Origin of the sequence: Brevibacillus laterosporus, assembly GCF_030489605.1 — a bacterium.
In the GTDB taxonomy this organism is placed as follows: domain Bacteria; phylum Bacillota; class Bacilli; order Brevibacillales; family Brevibacillaceae; genus Brevibacillus_B; species Brevibacillus_B laterosporus_E.
Genome location: NZ_JAUKFY010000011.1, coordinates 102630 through 122946 on the forward strand (window position 1 = coordinate 102630; position 20317 = coordinate 122946).

The following is a 20317-nucleotide window of genomic DNA, read 5'->3' on the forward strand; positions in this document are numbered from 1 at the left end:
CTGCTCTTAGAACGAAAATATTATGCCGGCAAGCATAGGGGGGATTCTTTATCGTACATGGTTCTATTCTGGTTCTTTTTTTCCTCGCCCCATCTCCGAAACAAAGCGGGACATACGTGTTTTTCGACCGAATCTCTCAGTTGGCACACCAATAAATAAATCATGTCTTGCTCGTGTAACAGCTACGTACATAAGACGACGCTCTTCCTCGATAGCGTCCTTGTTTCCTTGGCGTGCTTGATCCATAGCAAAATCATGAGGGATTGCTCCTTCTACCACATCCACTAAGAAGACAGTATCGAACTCTAAGCCCTTTGCTCGATGAATACTTAACATCTGTACGGCATTGTGATTGTTTTGTGGTTGCTTGCGCCATTCAGCTTCCTTTTTTACCATCTCGTCAATATAAATGAGAAAATCTAGAATGCTAGCATGACGTTTGGCTGACACCAATAATTGACGCAATTCATCTGTGGAGCGTTCCCGATCCCGTTCTGGCCGGTCTTTATCACGCTTTTTTACGTAATCACGTAGCTTAAGATCCTCATAAATTGTTTCAAGTGCATGAGCGGGAGTAGCGTTATATAAGCTATGTAGCGTATCTATTACTTTACGCATTTGCGCCCGTTGAAAGGTTTTTAGATGGGTTAATTCGGGAAGCACGGTTAACTGCGAACAATTATTTAAGATTGACTGACTTCGAATATCGTTCCAAATGGTTGGTGAGAGATAAAGCGTAGGCAGTATTTCTCGGAGTGCTGATTCATTTTCACGATCTACCACCAGTCGCAGGTAACCGAGTGCCCAGCGAACCACTTGCTTGGTATAGAAAGGCTCGTCCTCTCGTGTAAAGGAGAACGGAATATCTGCCTCACTCAGACGTTCTAGTAAAGGGCGTGTAGACTCGTAGGTACGAAACAACAGCGCAAATTGGTGAGGCTCAGCTCCATTTTCTATGCGTAGCTTAATTTCATCCACGATCCGGGATGCTTGTTCCTCTTCATCCGCCGGCTGGAAGAGGTAGCAAGAGCCTTCTTCCCGGTGAAAAGACTTTAGTTCTTTTTTCCAGCGAGTGCGATTGTTCCCGATCAGGGAATAGCCAAGACCTACGATAGAAGAACGAGAACGATAGTTTACTTCTAATGAAATGGTCTTTGCATTAGGATAGTCAGCGGTAAAACCAAGAATATAGCGCGGGTCACTTCCTCGAAAGCCATAAATAGACTGATCATCGTCTCCGATTACGCAGAGATTGTTTTCAGGAGCAGCCAGTAACTTTACTGTTTCATATTGAACACGGTTAATATCTTGGAACTCATCAATCATAATGTATCGGATGCGTCCCTGATACAACGACAAGATATGCGGATCGTCTTTTAGCATTTCATAACAGCCAATGAGCATATCATCAAAGTCAAACCAACCATGCTGTTTTTTTAGTTTTTCATAAAGGGGGTATAGCTCCTGTGCTTGCTTTTCTTCCGGACTGTCCACTGACAATAGCTGGGCATCGGAAGTGGTGATATATTCATTTTTCCAACGGCTTATGATACTCAAGACTGCCTCAAAATCCGACTCCTTGACTATCGGATTCTCCATCTGTGCAATAGCGCCCGTTTCACGTAAAAATTTACGCTTTTGCCATTCTTGCTTTAACAAACGTTGCTGATCCCAGCGATCAGGCTGATGAAATAATAGCATTCGGTAAAATAAGCTATGGAAGGTACCAGCAATCAAGGATGATGCCTGATGGGAAGGCAAAGATTTTATTAAACGATGTTTAATTTCTCCGGCTGCTTTGGTAGTAAAGGTGACCACCATGATCGAGCGCGGGTCAATATTCAGCTTTGTAATTAAATGGGCAGTACGTGCAGTCATAACGCGAGTTTTGCCACTGCCAGCACCTGCGAGAATTAATAAGGGCCCCTCGGTACAAGTAACAGCCTGCTCTTGTGCAGGATGCAGGTCCGAATGGTAGCGCTCTTCCAATACCTGTGTGCGTTGTTTGGGTGCAATCAGGGTACGGAAGCTTTTAACAGGTGCTGCGGGCGCTTGTGTCACAGCCGTTGCTGGGGACGTAATGCTGCGTCCTTTAGGTAACCGAAATCCACCGACTATGACATCGTTGGATTGATCGTGATTAGCAGAGGCTTGTACAGATTCCAGACCTGATGCAGACTGTTTGGCTTTAGCTGCACTATTGCTGCTTGTAGCTGCTAATTCTGTAGTGACTAACGCTTGTTGTAAGTAACTATCCAGTTCGTCTAGTGAACAGGGAGCAGTATGTACATGAGTAAAAAATGGCTTACGGCTTATGCCAGCAACAATTTGAACAGGTTGGCCGCAAACAGGGCATGAGAGTTCCCCTTGCTTCGCATACATGCGCCAAGTGGGAATCTTTGCATAGTTGTCTTTGCGTAACAAAAGCAACTCATTATTGTACTTGGCAATATTCAATATATATTCACTCCTATACAAACGGAAATGTCCCTCAATGATAGAGGGACATTCCAGTTATCAGGCTTGCAATAGGATATCGCCAGACGAATCTTCTTGTGCTGGCTCTACTTCAAGCTGTTCAATGGCAATTCTATTTATACGGTGGTTTTCGAATTCTGTAATGGTAAACTTAAAGTTATTATAGAGAACAGACTTCCCAGCCGCGACTTCTTCACTTAATTGGCTGTATACCCAACCTGCAATTGTATCCACATCATCGGAAACCAGCTCGATCGGCAAGATATCATTCAGGTCGGTAAGCAATGTTTTACCAGATACAGATAAAATATTTTCCGCTTTGGTCTCGATCTCAGGACGCTCGAATGCATCAAATTCATCCTGAATTTCGCCTACGATCTCTTCTAGGATATCTTCCATGGTAATGAATCCGGCAGTACCACCATATTCATCAATGACGATCGCGATCTGTGAACGGCGCTTTTGCATCAGTCGCAGAACGTGGCTCACTTCCATGGACTCCGGCACCGTTAAGATAGGACGCAAAAAGTCGTGCAAATTAGCTTTGCCTTCTGTGAGAGCTGCTAGATAGAAGTCTGAAGTATGCACAAAACCAATGATTCTGTCTTTGTCGTTATGAGCGACAGGAAAACGCGTATGGCGTTGATCACGAATCATTTGCAGGTTTTCTTCAAAGGTATTGTCATCATATAAGCAGATCATGTCAATTCGTGGAATCATGATTTCACGTGCAAGACGTTCGGAGAAATCAAAAACATTATCCACAAGCTCCATTTCTTCGACATCAATGTGACCGCTTTTGTGACTTTCATTTACCAACAAACGAATTTCTTCTTCTGTATGGGCTGTCTCATTTTCGGAGACTGGCTGAATGCCCAAACGGCGCAATAAAAAGGTTGCTGCACCATTCAGTACCCAAATGATTGGATAACTGATTTTGTAGAAGAACATGAGCGGAGCTGCAACCAGCAGTGAGGTTGATTCCGCTTTTTGAATGGCGACCGATTTTGGCGCCAATTCTCCAAGAACGATGTGCAAAAAGGTAATAATACCGAATGCAATCGCAATGGAAATGGAGTGTAAAAGAGCCTCAGACGCAATCCAGTGGCCAAGGAGTGGTTTGACAATCAGATTGCCTATCACTGGTTCCCCGACCCAGCCAAGTGCCAAGGATGCGAGTGTAATCCCCAATTGGCAGGCGGATAAATAAGAGTCTAGTTGTTGTGTTACCTTTTGCGCGTAAACGGCGCTTTTGCTACCTTCGTTCACCAATTGGGTTAAGCGCGTTTGACGCACTTTTACCAAGGAAAACTCGGCTGCAACGAAAAATCCGTTTAAAAGAACCAACAGGATAGCTACAAATACTTGGCCTGCTATTAACAGTAGGTTCGACGGATCTATCGGTATACTGTCCAAATGGTTTCTCCACCTTCTAGCTTGTAGAAAGGGAGAACTCACCTCCATCTTTCGTTGAATTTATATATGATGTTGTAGATTATGAACGTTTGGACAAAAGATGACATATTTATATGCCACGGAAAATAGAAAGTTTATATAGTTTACACATTAGTATACCAGCAGGAGAATTGGATAGTCAAAACCAGATATCTCTAATCTTGGCAGGAAAAAGCTCCAAGCATCGCTGTGGCTCCTTTTTTCTGGAAATCATGCATGTATTCATTCATTCTGCCCCATTTTTATGCATGGAGAGCAGATGCTCCAGCTATGGTGAGCAAAAACGTTAGATGCCCGTAGAGTGTGTTGGCATTAGGATTGTGATAACAAAGAACAGAGCAGGATTGACTGATTTAGTCTTGGATATATAACGGCAAAAAGCAAAGAAAGGGTTGGACGAATTGTCACAGCCCTTGTATGGCATTATACAAACATATTCACATGCAGCTCGATTTTGGGCAAGCATGATTGTCAGCGATGCTCTTATTTAAAATTGCTTACGCCGGTTTATAAAGAAGCTATATTCGAACAATAACGGTTAGAACCTATTTACCTAAATATAGGAGCATATGCATACCTGAACCGTGTAAGAAATGAAAGAGGTTGCCTACAGATTTGTAAACAGGAAGATTACCATACAAAATAAGTCTAGCTGGGTTAACTTCGTATGGTTTTCTGGAGATTGGACTGGTCTTTTATCCACATGGAAGGTTCGTATTTCTTTCGTAGAAAACATTTTGTTATTTTACTTTAAAACGGATACATACTTGCTTGATAAAATAGATGTGAAATGTGCTAAAATTCACCCCGCCTATGTAGAGTGAAATTCGTTTATGTTATGATAAAAGAGCTGGTTTAATGCCTTATTGAGCAGTTTGTTGATGAGGTTTGCTTAAATAATCGGCGATTTCAGCCAGTTTGTGTTCCGCTGCCGCCTTTATTGCCCGGGGAATCAAGAGATCTTCTTGGGATGTTCGTAAGGCCGTCTTCATTTTTAAATAGGGAGAACCAATTTTTATCGTTTCCTCTTTTTCACATTCCTTGGGGACAGTATGACGGGTGGGAATCCGCAGATTATAGGTCATGCCTGTTGATGAATCGTAGATGATTGCGTTATAGGTGGGTGAATCTTGGCTTTTGCTCCGATGAAAACCTTGCTCTAAAAGCGTTTTTTCTACATACCATAATGGCTGGATCATACCTACTAAAGTGTTACATTCAAGTTGCACGAAGACTCCCTCCTTGCTTACTTTCCGGTTTATAACTTCAGTTATATGTAAGCGCTCATTTTTTCAGACTGCTTTTTCTATAGATTAAGAGCCATTTAGGTTTTATCTATAGAAGGAAGTAAAATCAAGTTTAAGTTTTCTAAAATTGGGGTGATTAATGATGGAGATTTCATGTGATTTACATACCCATACGTTGGCATCTGATGGAACAACAACACCAGCAGAAAATGTACAGCTCGCTAAAGAGGCAGGCCTCAACGCAGTTGCTATTACAGACCACGATACAATAGCAGGAATAGCAGAAGCGATTCAAAAAGGGATTGAGCTAGGAGTAGAAGTGGTGCCCGGTGTTGAAATTAGTACTGCTCACGAGGGAAAGGACATTCATATCCTTGGCTATTTTATTCCGTTTGAAGACCCAGCCTTCCATGAAGCATTAACGCAGCTGCGTGATGTGCGTCATCTGCGTAATCTGAAATTGATTGCGCGTCTTCAGGAGATTGGAGTAGATATTACGGTAGAGGATGTCTATCGTCGCAAAACCTCTGATGATAAAAATATAGGTCGTCCACACATTGCAGAGGAATTGGTCGTAAAAGGGCTTGCTACATCGATTGATGATGCGTTTCAGAAGTATTTGGGAGAAGGTGGCGCTGCTTATGTAAATGTAGAGCGGATCGAGCCATTAGAAGCAATCAACATGATTAAGAAAGCTGGTGGTGTGGCTGTTATTGCTCATCCTGGCTTATATAAGAACAACGAATTGGTAGAAGAGCTGATTGTGTATGGGCTGGACGGCATCGAGATCAATCACCCTGACAATTCAGAAGAAGATAAGGCAGTGTATGGGCAATTAGCAGAAGAATATGGATTGATTGTGACGGGCGGATCTGATTTTCATGGATACCGTGGAAATCAGACATTCCATGCACCACTGGGGGCCTATGGCACATCTAGTGATGCTGTTTATAAAATGCGAAGACTAGCAGCGTTACGACAACAAAAATAAATCATATAGATGAAAATAAAAACACGCAGGAGAGCAAAGGATTGTCCCGCGTGTTTTTTTGTGCGGATAGTTCACTATCTACTCAACTGTTTCTTCATCATGATATGATCGATGCCGGCATCATCAAAAATTTCACCGTAACCCACATATCCCAATTTCTCATAAAAGGGCTGAGCGTGTAACTGAGCCGAAAGCTTGAGCTCAGAGTATCCTTGCTGGACAGCGATTTTTTCCAGGTGAATCATTAGTTCGCGGCCAAGGCCTGTCCCGCGGGTTTCTTGTTTAACTGCAACACGTTCCATTTTTCCCATTCCTTTTTCAGGAGAACGAAGGCGCCCAGTAGCTACTGGTTCGGTATCTCGATAGGCTATAACGTGTATGGTTGGATCAGAGAGCTGATCGTGCTTATCAATTTCCAGCTCCTCTGGTACCTGCTGTTCTTCTATAAAAACAACACGGCGCACATGCAATGCATCTTGCAATTCTTTGTCTGTGGTTACTTGACGAATTGTATACATCTGACTTTCCTCCAAAATGTAGTAAGAGTAATCTATGGTCTATAGATGATTAGTTGCTGGTAATACACCCGAATCAGTTTATAAAAGCAAACAAGGCCATAACGAGCATGGCCCTGTTTATCCAATCTCGTTTGAAAATAACAAGTTAGGCTAATGGAAAGCTTCTTACAATTGACCATTTACCATCAACTTCTTCTTTTAATAAATGTAGTTCTGTTATTTCAGAAGGAAGATCGAATTTCATCATGCCCAATTGATCGACAACATCCTTTAATTCAGACTCACTTAAATCACGTCCTATGGTCAGATGAGGGATGAAGGCAAACTCTTCCTGATGATCACCGAAGTATCTCATAATGCTGGCATGTAAGCTTTCAACAGCTTCTTTGTTCTGAAAGGATAGAAAAATAACGTTTGTAGTAGGATGGAACGTAGAAGCCCTGTGGAAATTAATAGAAAAAGATGAGGTTGATTTCGCGATGTCTTCCAATTGAGCAGACAAGGTAGCAATCTGCGTATCATCCGCTTCAAATGCCTCTTTTAACCGGATATATGGCTGAACCAAGGCATAGGCAGGGTCGTACCGTTTGCGGTATGAGTTAGCGACTTCTTGCACTTCTTTTGATGGGAAAAGTACGATACTATATTTCATGTGAAACCCTCCTCCTCATATAAAATACCCATTAAACGCTTTTCTCTATTTTAACAGAAAATTCTTTCGGTGTATAATGTTGCAGTTGCCTTGTATATACTTACCTTTTTCAGGAAACCCTACTGGAAAAGGGGGTGATACATATGAAAAGTGCTGTTTTGATGACGTATGCTTTTTTAGGAATTGCGATGCTACTTGTACTGCTCTTTACGATGCTTTGGGCTATTCTTAAAAGCGACAAAACCGTTATTACCAATGGAGCTACCCGCTCTCAATTACGTGACCCGACAGATCCTGCCACTAGAGAATAGAGCTATCATTTGGGCTTATCTATCTTTTTTGCTACGAGTAAAAATAACGAATAATCTGGGGCAGATGGGCTTGCCAATGTTCCCAAGTATGGTCGCCTTCGCTTATTTCTAAGTGAAAGGTGGCCTTTTTTTGTTGCAATAATTCTACAAAGCGTTGGTGTGGAGTAAATAGATCAATCGTTCCGGAGCTTGTAGAGACAGCCGTTTCTTTGATGCCAATCTCCAGATAAAGAGATAATTGCCCAAAGGACTGACTATTTGCCGCTAAGCTATAAAAGGATTCATACAGGGCTCCTGACTGGGAGGCTACATTACCAAATGTATGAGGATAACGGAAAGCGGCCGCTAAGGAAACCGTACCACCTAGTGAATCACCGATCAGTGTCCGTCCACCACTTAATGGCTCTGTAGCAAAATGCTGATCCATATACGGTACTACTTCTTCTGCCATGAAGCGTATATAGGCATCAAATTCCTCGCCATCAGGATGACAGCGTGAGCGTCTTTTTTCCTTTTCAACGGGAATAAACACCACGATGAGATTCTGAATCTCCCTTTTATCCAGCATACGGTCAAGCAAACCCGGCAGGCGTCCCAAGCTCAAGTAATCCCGTCCGTCCTGAGCGTATAAGACTGGATAAGAATACAGCGGTGAATAAAAGGGGGGTGTATAAATAAGCAGCGTTTCCGTGGTGCCCAGATACTGACTAGCGAGAGTCACTTCTGACAAGCTACCTTTTGGAGTCTGAGAAGTAGACATGGGATAACCTCCTTTGCTAGATAATCGTATTTTACTGCATAGAGGAGGGGAACGGCAAAAGGGAAATGGGCTTTAACTTTTAGAAGAGCATGCTGTATGAAGCCTAAAAAGCAGCGATTTGCTTGAAACGGGTAACCAATGGGGGCAAGACGGCCTGATCGAACAGTGCAGAGAGTCGCAACCCACACAGAATGTGATACTATATAAGATGTATTCATTATTTTGCCACTCATGTGTGTAAGGAGGTTGGCTTTATGAAAATCAACAGGGTACACAGTAAACAAGTTAGAGATGCAGCTTTAGCCAGCTTGACAGAACGAGGAGTATCCATTGAGGCTATTGCAGAAATTGTACACGCGATGCAATCGCCCTATTATCCTACTCTGGCCATGGAGGCTTGCATAGAAAGCGTTCAGGCTGTTTTGGAAAAACGTGAAATCCAACACGCCATTTTAGTGGGCATCGAACTGGATAAATTGGCTGAAAAAGGTTTGCTTTCAGAACCTTTGCAATCCATAATCGCAGGTGACGAGGGTCTTTTTGGTTGTGATGAAACATTGGCACTTGGTTCCGTTTTTGGCTATGGCAGTATTGCTGTAACAACGTTTGGGCATCTAGATAAACAAAAAATTGGCATTATTAAACAACTGGATAATAAAACAGAAGGGAAAGTAAATACCTTTCTGGACGACATGGTGTGTAGCATAGCCGCTAACGCATCAAGCCGAATGGCGCACCGCCTGCGTGATGAAGAAGAGACAGAGGCGGCGAGAAACAAAGAAGAATCCGATCAATTGCGAATCAACATTGGAATGGCAGGCCAGCAAGCAGCTTCCGATCAGGCTGGATAAGCTATTACGTATTACTTTTGAAGAGAGTAGAGAGTATAAAATTTCTCCCATGAAGGATAAAAGTAGAAGCACCTGGGCCAGTTTTGGCAGGGTGCTTTTTGTTGTGAGGAGAGTCAGTGCTTCACGCGAATTTGTCAAAAGCAGTGATAGAAGCTGACTTTTCAAAATGTAAATCAAAATAAATATTCAGTTTTCCTCCTTATTATCTAGGGCTAGCTGCTAGTTATAAGTGGGGGCATCTAGCTTAATAGCAGCTACCAATTTTGTCCTTCCACCTTGTTCATGAACGTATACCAATAAAAAAAGTGTCACAATACGACAGGTTTATTTGTTACATCTATTGAAGGGAGGATGAACGTTGGAAAAGGAGGACGTGGAACGATTATTAGAAGAAGTAAAAAATGGTTCGATTGAGAAGTATGGCGTTCTTATCAACCGCTTTCAACAGCAGATCTTTCGCTACTGTTATCATATGCTTGATCATACGCAGGAGGCTGAGGATGCTGTACAAGATGTTTTCCTTAAGGCTTATGAACATCTGGACCAATACACCTATTCACAATCGTTTTCTGCCTGGCTCTATAGAATTGCTTACAATCACTGCGTTAACGTGTTGAAGCGTAAGAAAATGAGACGCTTGCTTCCGTTTCTCTATCATTCGGAGAACGACGGTCGAAATTATGTAGAGGAGAAAATTGAACAAAATTATTTGAGTGAACCGTTGCAAAAGGTATGGAACAAGCTATCGACAGACGAACGAAACATCATGATTTTACGAGTGCTAGAAGAAAAAAGCTATGAAGAGATTTCTGAATTGACCAACAAAAAAACTGCTGCACTGCGTAAGCAATACGAGCGAATTTTGAAAAAGTGCAAGCGCTATTTAAACAGGACAGGAGGGATTATCAATGAAGGACAGAGATCCGTCTAGCGAGATGAAGGAGCTGTTACATTCAAAGAAAGTCCCACATGTCGACGTAACAGAAAAAGTATTGGATGCCATTTACGCGAAACAAAAACAAGCGGAGGTAGTTAAAGTGAAAAAGAAAATCGGATTCTTTCTAGCAGTTGGTTTATTGGTGGGGGCTTCGTCCGTGTTTGCGGCTGTAGAGGCTCTACAGTTGAAAAATGACAAAGGAGAGGTGGCCTATGAAGTTTCTAAATTGCCGAATCAACAGCAGATGTTAGAGAAATTAACTCCAAAGGAGCTTGATTGGCTCGATAAAAAGAAGAAAGAGTTAAAACGCATCAGTGATATTGTAAATAAGGTTCTACAAGGTGTTGAGGAAGGTAAGGCAGTAGCTATTTATACGGTACCTAAGTTTATTGATGAGTCATCAAAAATGACATATATCGAGGGCAAACACCCTAATATAGATGTAGTGGCAAAACCATACGAACTGACCAACCACAAGAATCTGCAGGAAAAGCTGGGCAAACAGCTTATTATGCCTGCGGAGCTTGCAGGTGGGTTCGGCTTCCAGGAAGCATTTGTGCATTTTAAACCAGTGCAGAACTATGATGCTAAGGCGATGAAGGAAGAAGCAGAGAAAAATCATAAAGAATATGTCGTGCATGAAGTTAAAATGAGTGAGGTTCTGGATCAGACCTTTGTACGTTATAAGTCAGCCAAAGGTGAGATTTCGGTGAACGTGCAGAATAGGGAAAATCTGAAAAAAAACGAACCGATCACTGAAGGCGGAGACCACGACCATGCTGAAAAAGTAAAAATTGGGGATAATGAAGCAGCTTATACAACCATGAAAACACCTGATGGCGATATGCATAAACGAATCAGTTGGATCAAAAACGGAACGAGTTTAGGCTATTCGGTGTGGACGTTCTCTAAAGATATTACAAAAGAGGACTTGATAAAAGCTGCAGAGACCCTTCAAACGGCAAAATAAAACGAAAACATCCTGCTTAACCAGTAAAGGTGAAGCAGGATATTTTTTTGCGTAAAGCATGTAAACAGAATGTTTTCTCTATGAAAGAAAAAAGAGATTGTACGAGAAAACATGAATAAAAAATAAAAAGCATGAATTTATGATTAAATATTCAAAAAATAATTGACAACCGCAGATAAAAGGTAGAATATGTAAATTAAGGTGACATTATGAATGAGGAGTGAAAATTAATGCGCATATCTAAGCTGTATCATGCTGTAATTTGTATTACTCTAACTTCTAGTTTACTACTGCCTAGTGCTATGTTTTCTAGCAAAGCCTTAGCCGCCGCCCCTGCCCCTACTCTGCATGACGAGAATCCCCATGGTGCTTTTGGTGATTGGTATACGGGAGCTATTCCGCCTAACGCTTCGCCGGACAAGCCTGTCATTTTATTCGTTCAAGGACTTCACGCTACCTACAAAAAGTTTTATCGAGACGGCGGATTATATGAAGCAGCCTACAACTCGGGGTACCGCACTGCTTTTGTGCAATTAAGAGATGCTGATGGTAATGGCGGCAACATGTATACCAATGGAGAAAAGCTGGCTGAAGTGATTAAAAAAGTAGCCGATTATTACAACGTAAAACAAATCGCAATTGTAGCTCATTCTAAAGGCGGCGTTGATACACAAGCAGCTCTTATCCATTATGGTGCGGCTCCTTATGTTCATACGGTTCATCAGCTTGCTACCCCTAATAAAGGCTCTGAGCTGGCAGACTTAGCCTATTCCTCGTGGTTCTCCTGGCTCGCCGAAATTCTAGGCAAAAAAGATGATGCAGTATACTCCTTACAAACCTCCTACATGGCTAATTTCCGCAAGCAAACAGATAATCATAGGGATATCAGCAAAACCAGAACCTATATGGCAGCAGGTACAGGGGATGATGGCGTATTTACAAAGTATTGGTTTGCCCATGCTGTTTTACCAGGTGAAGACGATGGAGCCGTTACCGTTGATTCCGCTTTTGGCTTACCCTATGGAATTAAAGCCTTTAAGAAAAACATCTCTCATACAGCTATTACCGATGCTAAACACGTATGGTCAGAAGTAGAATCGAATATAAGCAAAAGTGCGAAAGAACTACAACCCAATTTTGCGCCGGAAATAGACAGAGAATATCAATTGAACGAGGAGGAAAACACGCCAGCCTCAATCGTGAGCAATACAATTGTAAGAGGCGGTAAAATTAAAGGAAAAACGCAGGATACCTTCCTATTGGAAAGCGGAGTCAGTCAGATGATGGTAGATGTTATGACAGCGAATGAAAAGACAAAAGTTAAACTGATTAGCCCATCAGGCAAGGAGTATACGCCAAAGAAACTAGGAGACAGTGACTTTGACTTTGATACTGACGTGGATGGGGACGAGTCTCAGGAACTGTTTGCAAGTGCGATCCATCATGGATTTAAAATTGATGATCCGGAAAAAGGGAAATGGAAGCTTGTTGCGTCTGGGAAAAACGACGCCTACTTTATGTTTGCTCAGGTGGAAAGTGAACAACCAATGGAAGTAGTAAGTAAGAAAAAAATCTATGAACCGGGTGAGCGAGGAGAAATCCGAGTCGAATTACCTGAAGCTACTATTAAGAAACAGGCAATTGCTAATGTTAGCATGGTTGAAACAAAGAATAGACAGCTTTTGGCTGCAGATGATTATCTGAAAATTAAGGAAAAGGACGATGAGATTCAAGGAACTTTTAAAGCTCCTCGGAGACCAGGGATTTACAACATTTGCTTAGAAATCACTGGGGTTAATGAATTGGGGGAAGAGTTTTCACGGTCGGTCTGGTATAATTTTGCGGTCGTAGATGAGGATACAGAGGAAGAGCTATAGGTGCATTTTGTAATAAATTTTTCGTATTACGTTACAAGAATAGAGGAATGGCACAATTATGATATTTTTAGTAAAAAAGAAATACTGTATTGTATGCGCTTACATTGTGTGGTATTATTCATTATACAAAAATGAAAATCAGTTATACGCGTGTTACTAGTACGACTAGGCATGAGCTAAAGGGTGCGAAGGGAATGATTTCTGCTACCTTTTTAGTTCATGCTTTTTTGCTTATGAAAGCCATTTTCCTTAGGCATGAGGGATCGTGCAAACCCGTACTTCTGATTAACCTAACAACATAGAGCTGCTCATAAGGAGGAATTTTTTATGGTGTTACGCAACAAAAAATTACTAGCTAGTGTAATTCTAGCAGCATCCTTGGTAACAACGTCTAGTGTATTCGCGAACCCAAGTACCACTACTGTAAAAAATGATGAGCCTACAAGCTACCGTATTAACCAGCTAAAAGAAACAGCGATGTACTATTACTGGCACGGCGGAGATTTAAAGAAAGCAGAAGCGGAGATTTTTAAGGGGATTACCCTAAAAGGAAAATACGATGTTGTTGAAAACGCTTACTTAGAAGCGACTATGCTTGACCCTTTTGATAATGACCTGAAATTCGGACTTGCTTCTACTCAAATCATTCAAAAGAAGCTTCCTGAAGCATTAGAGACCTATAAGCAAATCCTGAATCTTGACCCTACTAATTTTAATGCTAATTTATTATACGGTGTTTATTCCAAGGTGAATGGCGATACCAAAACATATGATGCTCAAATGGCTAAATTAAAGAAATTAGATGAGAAAAAAGCAAACGAGTACGCAGCAAAGCTTGCCTCTGCTGAAGCATATATGCAGACTGTTTTTAACAAGGACGTACCAAAAGGCTTGCCGCAAAAAGATCATGCCATCGTCATTCTAGGCTATGCGCTAGCAGAGGATGGAACCATGCGAGAGCCATTAATTGAACGTCTAAAAGCAGGGCTTGCTCTAGCAAAGCAGTATCCACATTCTAAAATTATCGTGAGCGGCGGGGTACCGAAAAAGGGTGTAACGGAAGCGGACGCTATGAGCAAATGGCTCATGGAGCAAGGTATTGATAAGAGCCGCATTCTATTAGATAACAAAGCAACTGATACCGTTGAAAATGCGCTTTTTTCCATTGCAATCATGGAGCGTGAAGGCTTAAAGGATATGACACTGGTATCCAGTGCAAGTCATATGCGTCGTGGATTAAGTGTGTTTAAAGAAGCGAGCGAGCATTATGCGAAGCAATTAGGTAAAAAGAACGATCGCAACATCACCAATATGGTATATCTAGATTATAAATCCTTGGAAGAAGCCCATAAAGTAACAAAGGATGAGCAGTTAGTTATTTATCGTGATTTATTGAGAACAAGCGGAATTTGGGCGTACCCTGGTATGCAGCGTTAGGCTTTATTTTTCACTTATTGTAAGCTATTTAATATAATCTGAGACTTTTATTAGTAGAGTAATGCTGATGCTGCAAAACAGAATTGGACATACGGGTAGATGTAACTAGCAGAGAGCGCACACTGTATTTTATTTCTTCAAGTAAAAAAGTCAAAAGGCTGTGGAGCCGTCTTGTCTGCAAGTTTATCTGTGGATGAGACGGTTCTTTTTACGTGTTTTTTTGTGGTATTTACTATAATTAACTTTAATTACATTCAGAGGTATATATTCACAATAATGTTTTTTAAAAGAATTTTCCTAAATAGTTACATAAAAGTTGGAAAAAAACCGATGTAAGTAATAGATATAAAGTCCTAGTCAGCTATACTGTCAGGCTGATCTACTATCAAGGGAGGGCATAGCTAATGAAATGGCTAGACATACGAAATAGTATATTTAATCGAAAGACCTTGCGGAGTAGGCTGATGTTTCTGATTATTGTTGTCCTAATATTACAGGGAATCCTCATCGGCTATTCCTCCTACTACATTTCGAAATGGCAATTGGAACAAAAATTAGAGGAAACAGCTAAGTCGAATGTAAGCTTATTGAACCAAGCAATTGACCAGATTATCCAATTAGAGATTGCTAATCTCGATACTCTGGTCCTACAAATTACCTCTAGTCAAATCGACGCACAGAGTCCTGAGCTTCGAAAAATAATGGAGGACTTTGCAAAACAACATCCTGAGATCGAAATCGTAACAGTTGGGAATCAAAATGGTGCATGGATGAAAGCTCCTAACCCAGGTAAACAAGACTATGATCCACGAACACGAGATTGGTATAAACAGGTGATGAAGGATCCGAGCGCCATCGCTATCCATAATCCTGTCATTTCGATGACAACAAAAAATTACGTATTGAATATCGGTAAAGCGCTTCCAGATGGACAGGGTGCTGTAAGTATTAGTTTAAGCATTAATAAGCTTCACGAGTTAGTGGGAAGCGTAAAATTTGGTTCTGAAGGATATGCCTATCTGCTAGATCGTACGAACAAATTCATGTCCCATCCTACGCAACCCATGGGAAAACAGATAGATGGTGAGCAATACACTTACATACAGCAAAATGATAAGGGTTCGATCAGCTATGATTCCCCCGAGAACGGTAAAAAATTAAAAGCGGTGTTTGAGACCAACCCTTTAACAGGCTGGAAGATCGCAGGGGTCCTTTCAAATGAAGAATATGCAAAGGCTTCTGCCCCGATTCTGAACCAAACGGCATTCATTTTAGTTGTCTTTCTTGTAGCCGCTTCAATCTTAATATTTATCTGGACAAGTAAAATTACAAAACCATTAGAACTGCTGGCTGTCTCTGCCAAACGAGTCAGCGATGGTTATTTAGACGAAAAGGTGAATATTAATCAAAACGATGAGATTGGTCAATTAGCCGCCAACTTCAATGAAATGGTCGGTTCTCTGAGAGGGATTGTCACAGAGATGATGGAAACATCTAATCAATTGGCGGCGTCCAGTCAACAAATGACAGCTAGTACGCTGCAAAATTCTAAAGCGGTTGAATATGTGACTGAACTAATAGAGGAGTCGGCAAACGGATCAAAAGCGCAAGCAGTAGCTACATCTGAAAGCGCTCGGACCATGGAAGAAATGTCATCGGGTATTTTTAAAATCGCCGAGTCAGCAAATGCCATTGTAGATTCATCGGCTAAAACCTCAGAGGATGTACAGAATGGTAATCAAAAAGTAATAGTAGTGACAGAACAAATGGAAGCGATTCGTCAATCTGTGGAAGAATCCGCAAGTATTATGGAACAATTGCAAAAGCATAGCGGACAAATCGCTGAGATGAGTACGGCTATCGTCGATATTGCGGAGCAGACGAACCTTTTATCATTAAATGCAGCGATTGAAGCAGCACGGGCAGGAGAGCAGGGAAGAGGCTTTGCTGTTGTTGCGAATGAGGTCAGAAAGCTTGCAGATCAATCCAAGCAAACGGCAGATCGCATCCAAGAGATTATCATACAGGTAACCAGCTTGACCCAGAATGCATCAGAAGTCATGAAAAAGAAAGTTCATGCAGATGTTCAAAAGGGTATTGTGGTGACAACAGAAGCTAGAGAAGCTTTTACTAACATCCAAGCATCAACACAGCATATCGTTGAACAAATTCATGACGTATCAGCCATTACCGAACAAATGTCGGCAAGTGCACAAGAAGTCTCTGCCTCAATGCGCGAGATTGCCCAGATTGCCCAAGGCATGGCGGCCTCTTCACAGAGTGTTACCGGAGCATCTGAGGAACAGCTTGCCTCAATGGAGGAGATTACTTCATCTGCAACTGCATTGACTAAAATGGCAGAAGGAATGCGTCGTGCTGTTGAAAGATTTAAGATAAACGAGTAAGAGAAAAGCAGATAAGATAGATAAGATAGAGAAGCAATATGGAGTGCCTACCTGGCAGAAAAGTTCTGTTAGGTAGGCATTATTCATGTAGAAATAACTTTTATTATTACAAATTGATCTAGAGTATAATGTGAGAATGAACAGAACCAACAGAAACCAGAGCTCTGGTAGGATGGGCAGATCCTTACAGGGAAAAGCTTAGCTTAGTAAAGAAAATGATGAGTGTTACTATTACGATAAAAAATAAACGTTTGGGGAAAATTCACAAAAAAAAGCAGAAAAAGTTTTATTTAACTATTGAATCTTAGATGAAAATGAGTTATACTTATTTTTGTCAACAAACAATGCTTATATATGTTTTACATAACGTTTTAAGCACAAGGGCCCTTAGCTCAGTTGGTCAGAGCGGTCGGCTCATAACCGATTGGTCGTAGGTTCGAGTCCTACAGGGCCCACCAAATACATATTTCATTCCCAGAAAAGTTTGATCCGGTAGCTCAGCTGGGAGAGCACCATCTTGACAGGGTGGGGGTCGCTGGTTCGAACCCAGTCCGGATCACCATAAAATAAGCGCTAAAACCCTTGAGAAATCAGGGGTTTTTCTTATTTTATCAACTCCCGCCCTGACAACATGATCCCTCTTAACAGTCGCTTGACAACATTTTGACAACCTTTACTCAACTAAAGTCTTTTAGGTTGCTTTTGTTTCATCATTTTTTCAAAGTTGTCAGCTGCATCTTTTTGCATGTCTGGCATGACGTGACTATAAACGTCCATTGTGATACCAACTCGACTATGGCCTAATCGTTCAGATACTACTTTTGGATGCTCTCCCAGCTGTAGAAGCATTGTTGCGTGAGTATGTCGTAAATCATGAAATCGTATAGGCGGCAATTCGCATCCTTTGATTAAACGTTCATAATGTCTCAGGAGATTGCGAGGATCTTGTGGTCTTCCATCATCATAAGCAACAATCAAATCAAAATCTTGATACCCCTCACCATATTGCAGCTTGTTTTTATTTTGTCTTACCTTATGAGCTTTTAACTCATCTATCACAAAGTTAGGTATGGAAATTCTTCTTTTTGCGCTTTTAGTTTTAGGCTCTTGAAAAGTAATTCCTTGTTTAGCAGGTCGGTATAATGTTTGTTGAATGCTTATTTTTGCTTGTTCGAAATCAACGTCCTTCCACCTAAGACCAAGTATCTCCCCGCGTCTCATTCCTGTATATATTGCTAAAACAAAAGCAATAAAGTATTTGTCTTTCCTGGCATAATCTAAGAACTCATTTGCTTGTTCGGGGCTCCATGTAACAATTTCTTTTTGTTCTAATCGAGGTGGGTCAACATTGTCCATAACATTTTTTGAAATCAGTTGCCATTTCACTGCTTGATTCAATGCTTTTTTTAGTACAGAGTGAAGATATTTAATATAGTCAGCAGAGAGATTTTCTTTTTGAAGATCAGAAAGATATTTAGTCACCTTAATAGGGGTTAACTTATCCAAATCAACCGCACCAAGAACAGGCTTAATGCGACTATTTACAGCTATTTCATGGTTAGCATAAGTAGATGAGCGAAGTTTATTTTTTGCATAGTTCTCCAGCCAAAATTCCAGATAGCTCCCTAGAGATTGTTTCTTAGAAATAGTTAAATCACCATTTTCATATTTCGTTATCATTTCCGCACAAGCTGCTTCGGCTTCTTTTTTTGTTTTAAATCCTGATTTGGTAATCTGTTTTCGTTTTCCCGTTTCCGGATCAACTCCTAAAGAAATGGCAAATGACCACTTGCTTCCTCGTTTCCTGAAATGTCCCTTCAAAATCTAACTCCCCCTTTTTGAAAAATAAAAAATAATGAAGGCGTATCTGACTTGATACGCCTATTCACTTTTATCTGGAACATGCTCGATAATGTCCTCGATCTTGCAGTCCAAATGAGTACAGATCTTATCAAGTACTTCTAGTGCTACATATTCGTCCTTGCCCATCTTTGCAACGGTAGACGCAGAAAGGAAATCCCTTAAATCTCCTTTTTTAATGCCACGGTCAATCATCATCTTAAAAAGCGGCTTATAGGTGAAAGGCAATTTATTAACACCTCCTTAAAAGGTTTTAAGACCTTTTAAAGTATTCTAAAACAATATTTTGAGTTTGTACATGTTTTTTTGATTTCGCAAACATTTATATTGACATTTCATACTTCATAGAGATAATATTTGCATAGTAATATAAAAGTATGAGAAATCGAATAAAAAGGTGTGATTGCGTTGCTTACTTCTGATAAAATTATTGAGATGGCTAAGCATAGTCATTTCAAATCAAAGGTTCAGCTACGAGAGTCAATTCAAGACCATCTTATATCTCTTAAGGAGAAATTAGCTCCTTCAACGTTGAAAGTGCTAGATGTAATTAGAAAGCGTGCAATGAACTCCTCACAGGGAACTCTAGGTGTTGCCTATCTCTTAATTGATTCTATATGTAAGATGGCTAAAACCAGCCGCGCGAGCGTTGAAAGGGGGATAAGAAAGCTAGAGCAGTTGTGTATCATCAAGCGTATTACCACAGCTAGAAAAACGGGGCTTCAAGGAGCTAATATGTTTGTCTTTTTACCCTCAAATGACGGGGTTGGAATGAAGGGGTTAGATGATGGGAAGAAGCCAACAGTATCAAGCTCTGAGGCTGACAAAGGGAAGTCTAATACAGGTGTTTTTAATACTCCTAAAAACAAAAAAGAAATGAATAAAGATAACGTTAAAATAACACGGCTGGAGAAGGATTTCTCAGTTACTCCAAGCTACATTCCAGGAGATTTTGTCAAGGCAATCAAATCGGCATTCTCTTGTGGGACAGTTATTAAGCAGTTCTGGAGTAAGGTTGTGATGTTTAAACGCGTAACAGGCTGGGAAAGAAACAAGAATGTCGTACCTGTGGCCTTAGATGCCTGGGAATACACGAAAAATGAGTATAAACGGGATCAGAAGGAATGGGGGATAGACAGATTTTTGAAATGCTTCTACGGTACGATGAAGCGGATCGAGGAGAAGAGAACCAAAGAGTTGGTTGCTCAGTGGACATAAAAAAGTTATATACCGAATATTCCATTTACTGCTATAATTCACCTTAATACAATAGTTCGGCTCTCAAGGGTGGTCGGCTCACCTCGCTTACTGATTGTTGCCATACTGTCTTTCCACAAAAGGAAATAGACTTCCCTTGATACCTGACAAGTAGGGGAAGTCTATTCTTCTGAAAGTCATTGAGCCGACCCTTTGCAGGGACAAACTATTGTACCGACCGTGGGTGTTAGCAGCACCTGCGGTCTTTTTTATTATACGTATTTACGTTTAGTTTAACACAGAATCGGACTAAACTAAATTATCGCACAAAGAAAAATGGGTTTTTTATCTTTTTTAACAAAAAAATTTAT

General features: G+C 40.9%; 17 protein-coding genes and 2 tRNA genes. 11 read left to right on the plus strand and 8 right to left on the minus strand.

The genetic code is table 11. The features are described 5' to 3' along the window. Positions 1–63: 63 nt before the first annotated feature. The 3 genes from QZ995_RS13730 to QZ995_RS13740 all read right to left on the minus strand — a co-directional run bounded on the left by QZ995_RS13730 (position 64) and on the right by QZ995_RS13740 (position 5162). Positions 64–2457, minus strand: a complete 2394-nt coding sequence (locus QZ995_RS13730) for a UvrD-helicase domain-containing protein (RefSeq protein WP_301807771.1) — start codon at positions 2455–2457, stop codon at positions 64–66. A gap of 60 nt (positions 2458–2517) precedes the next feature. Continuing rightward, positions 2518–3894 carry a hemolysin family protein gene (locus QZ995_RS13735; RefSeq protein WP_301807774.1) on the minus strand — a complete coding sequence of 459 codons (1377 nt, stop codon included), beginning with the start codon at positions 3892–3894 and terminating at the stop codon, positions 2518–2520. Between the two features lie 902 nt (positions 3895–4796). Next, positions 4797–5162, minus strand: a complete 366-nt coding sequence (locus tag QZ995_RS13740; RefSeq protein WP_301807777.1) for a hypothetical protein — start codon at positions 5160–5162, stop codon at positions 4797–4799. Between the two features lie 157 nt (positions 5163–5319). Between QZ995_RS13740 and QZ995_RS13745 the strand changes: the two genes are divergently transcribed. Next, entirely contained in the window at positions 5320–6171 is an 852-nt protein-coding gene (locus QZ995_RS13745) for a PHP domain-containing protein (RefSeq protein ID WP_301807782.1), read from the plus strand. Between the two features lie 74 nt (positions 6172–6245). Here the strand turns inward: QZ995_RS13745 and QZ995_RS13750 are convergent, their stop codons facing one another. Together QZ995_RS13750 and QZ995_RS13755 are read right to left on the minus strand one after the other, a co-directional pair. Beyond that, complete coding sequence (locus QZ995_RS13750) at positions 6246–6689, minus strand: GNAT family N-acetyltransferase (RefSeq protein WP_301807784.1); 444 nt, start codon at positions 6687–6689, stop codon at positions 6246–6248. A gap of 145 nt (positions 6690–6834) precedes the next feature. Continuing rightward, positions 6835–7341: a 2'-5' RNA ligase family protein gene (locus tag QZ995_RS13755; RefSeq protein WP_301807787.1), complete on the minus strand. Its 507-nt coding sequence runs from the start codon at positions 7339–7341 to the stop codon at positions 6835–6837. Between the two features lie 143 nt (positions 7342–7484). Between QZ995_RS13755 and QZ995_RS13760 the strand changes: the two genes are divergently transcribed. Further along, entirely contained in the window at positions 7485–7652 is a 168-nt protein-coding gene (locus QZ995_RS13760) for a hypothetical protein (RefSeq protein WP_301807790.1), read from the plus strand. A 31-nt stretch (positions 7653–7683) separates the two neighbouring features. Here QZ995_RS13760 and QZ995_RS13765 read toward each other — a convergent pair whose 3' ends face one another. Continuing rightward, a complete protein-coding gene (locus tag QZ995_RS13765; RefSeq protein ID WP_301807791.1) occupies positions 7684–8412 on the minus strand; it encodes an alpha/beta hydrolase in 729 nt (242 codons plus the stop codon). A 254-nt stretch (positions 8413–8666) separates the two neighbouring features. Between QZ995_RS13765 and QZ995_RS13770 the strand changes: the two genes are divergently transcribed. The 8 genes from QZ995_RS13770 to QZ995_RS13805 all read left to right on the plus strand — a co-directional run bounded on the left by QZ995_RS13770 (position 8667) and on the right by QZ995_RS13805 (position 17451). Beyond that, positions 8667–9263, plus strand: coding sequence for a phosphatidylglycerophosphatase A family protein (locus QZ995_RS13770; protein ID WP_301807793.1), 597 nt, complete (start codon positions 8667–8669; stop codon positions 9261–9263). A gap of 358 nt (positions 9264–9621) precedes the next feature. Then, positions 9622–10194, plus strand: a complete 573-nt coding sequence (locus tag QZ995_RS13775) for an RNA polymerase sigma factor (RefSeq protein ID WP_301807794.1) — start codon at positions 9622–9624, stop codon at positions 10192–10194. After that, the gene (locus tag QZ995_RS13780; protein WP_301807796.1) at positions 10172–11170 is read left to right on the plus strand and encodes a hypothetical protein; all 999 of its coding nucleotides are present in this window, start codon (positions 10172–10174) and stop codon (positions 11168–11170) included. Before QZ995_RS13775 ends, QZ995_RS13780 begins: the two co-directional genes overlap by 23 nt. Before the next feature lie 230 nt (positions 11171–11400). Beyond that, the gene (locus QZ995_RS13785; protein ID WP_301807798.1) at positions 11401–13047 is read left to right on the plus strand and encodes an esterase/lipase family protein; all 1647 of its coding nucleotides are present in this window, start codon (positions 11401–11403) and stop codon (positions 13045–13047) included. Between the two features lie 327 nt (positions 13048–13374). Further along, entirely contained in the window at positions 13375–14484 is a 1110-nt protein-coding gene (locus QZ995_RS13790; protein WP_301807801.1) for a YdcF family protein, read from the plus strand. Positions 14485–14888: 404 nt separating this feature from the next. Further along, a complete protein-coding gene (locus QZ995_RS13795) occupies positions 14889–16889 on the plus strand; it encodes a methyl-accepting chemotaxis protein (RefSeq protein ID WP_301807804.1) in 2001 nt (666 codons plus the stop codon). Between the two features lie 381 nt (positions 16890–17270). Next, a tRNA-Ile gene (locus QZ995_RS13800) sits at positions 17271–17347 on the plus strand. A gap of 28 nt (positions 17348–17375) precedes the next feature. Continuing rightward, positions 17376–17451: transfer RNA gene (locus tag QZ995_RS13805), tRNA-Val, on the plus strand. A 119-nt stretch (positions 17452–17570) separates the two neighbouring features. Here the strand turns inward: QZ995_RS13805 and QZ995_RS13810 are convergent. Beyond that, positions 17571–18710 (minus strand): site-specific integrase, encoded by a 1140-nt coding sequence (locus tag QZ995_RS13810; protein ID WP_301807807.1) that lies wholly within the window; start codon positions 18708–18710, stop codon positions 17571–17573. A gap of 60 nt (positions 18711–18770) precedes the next feature. Continuing rightward, positions 18771–18977: a helix-turn-helix domain-containing protein gene (locus QZ995_RS13815; protein ID WP_301807809.1), complete on the minus strand. Its 207-nt coding sequence runs from the start codon at positions 18975–18977 to the stop codon at positions 18771–18773. 180 nt (positions 18978–19157) lie between these two features. Here QZ995_RS13815 and QZ995_RS13820 point away from each other — a divergent pair, with 180 nt between their 5' ends. Then, positions 19158–19967, plus strand: coding sequence for a hypothetical protein (locus QZ995_RS13820; protein ID WP_301807812.1), 810 nt, complete (start codon positions 19158–19160; stop codon positions 19965–19967). Positions 19968–20317: the final 350 nt, after the last annotated feature.

What these genes read in the sequence shown, in the direction of transcription:
- QZ995_RS13745 (WP_301807782.1), top strand. Translation starts at nt 5,320, where the DNA reads ATGATGGAGATTTCATGTGATTTACATACCCATACGTTGGCATCTGAT.
- QZ995_RS13750 (WP_301807784.1), bottom strand. Translation starts at nt 6,689, where the DNA reads ATGTATACAATTCGTCAAGTAACCACAGACAAAGAATTGCAAGATGCA.
- QZ995_RS13755 (WP_301807787.1), bottom strand. Translation starts at nt 7,341, where the DNA reads ATGAAATATAGTATCGTACTTTTCCCATCAAAAGAAGTGCAAGAAGTC.
- QZ995_RS13760 (WP_301807790.1), top strand. Translation starts at nt 7,485, where the DNA reads ATGAAAAGTGCTGTTTTGATGACGTATGCTTTTTTAGGAATTGCGATG.
- QZ995_RS13765 (WP_301807791.1), bottom strand. Translation starts at nt 8,412, where the DNA reads ATGTCTACTTCTCAGACTCCAAAAGGTAGCTTGTCAGAAGTGACTCTC.
- QZ995_RS13770 (WP_301807793.1), top strand. Translation starts at nt 8,667, where the DNA reads ATGAAAATCAACAGGGTACACAGTAAACAAGTTAGAGATGCAGCTTTA.
- QZ995_RS13780 (WP_301807796.1), top strand. Translation starts at nt 10,172, where the DNA reads ATGAAGGACAGAGATCCGTCTAGCGAGATGAAGGAGCTGTTACATTCA.
- QZ995_RS13785 (WP_301807798.1), top strand. Translation starts at nt 11,401, where the DNA reads ATGCGCATATCTAAGCTGTATCATGCTGTAATTTGTATTACTCTAACT.
- QZ995_RS13790 (WP_301807801.1), top strand. Translation starts at nt 13,375, where the DNA reads ATGGTGTTACGCAACAAAAAATTACTAGCTAGTGTAATTCTAGCAGCA.
- QZ995_RS13795 (WP_301807804.1), top strand. Translation starts at nt 14,889, where the DNA reads ATGAAATGGCTAGACATACGAAATAGTATATTTAATCGAAAGACCTTG.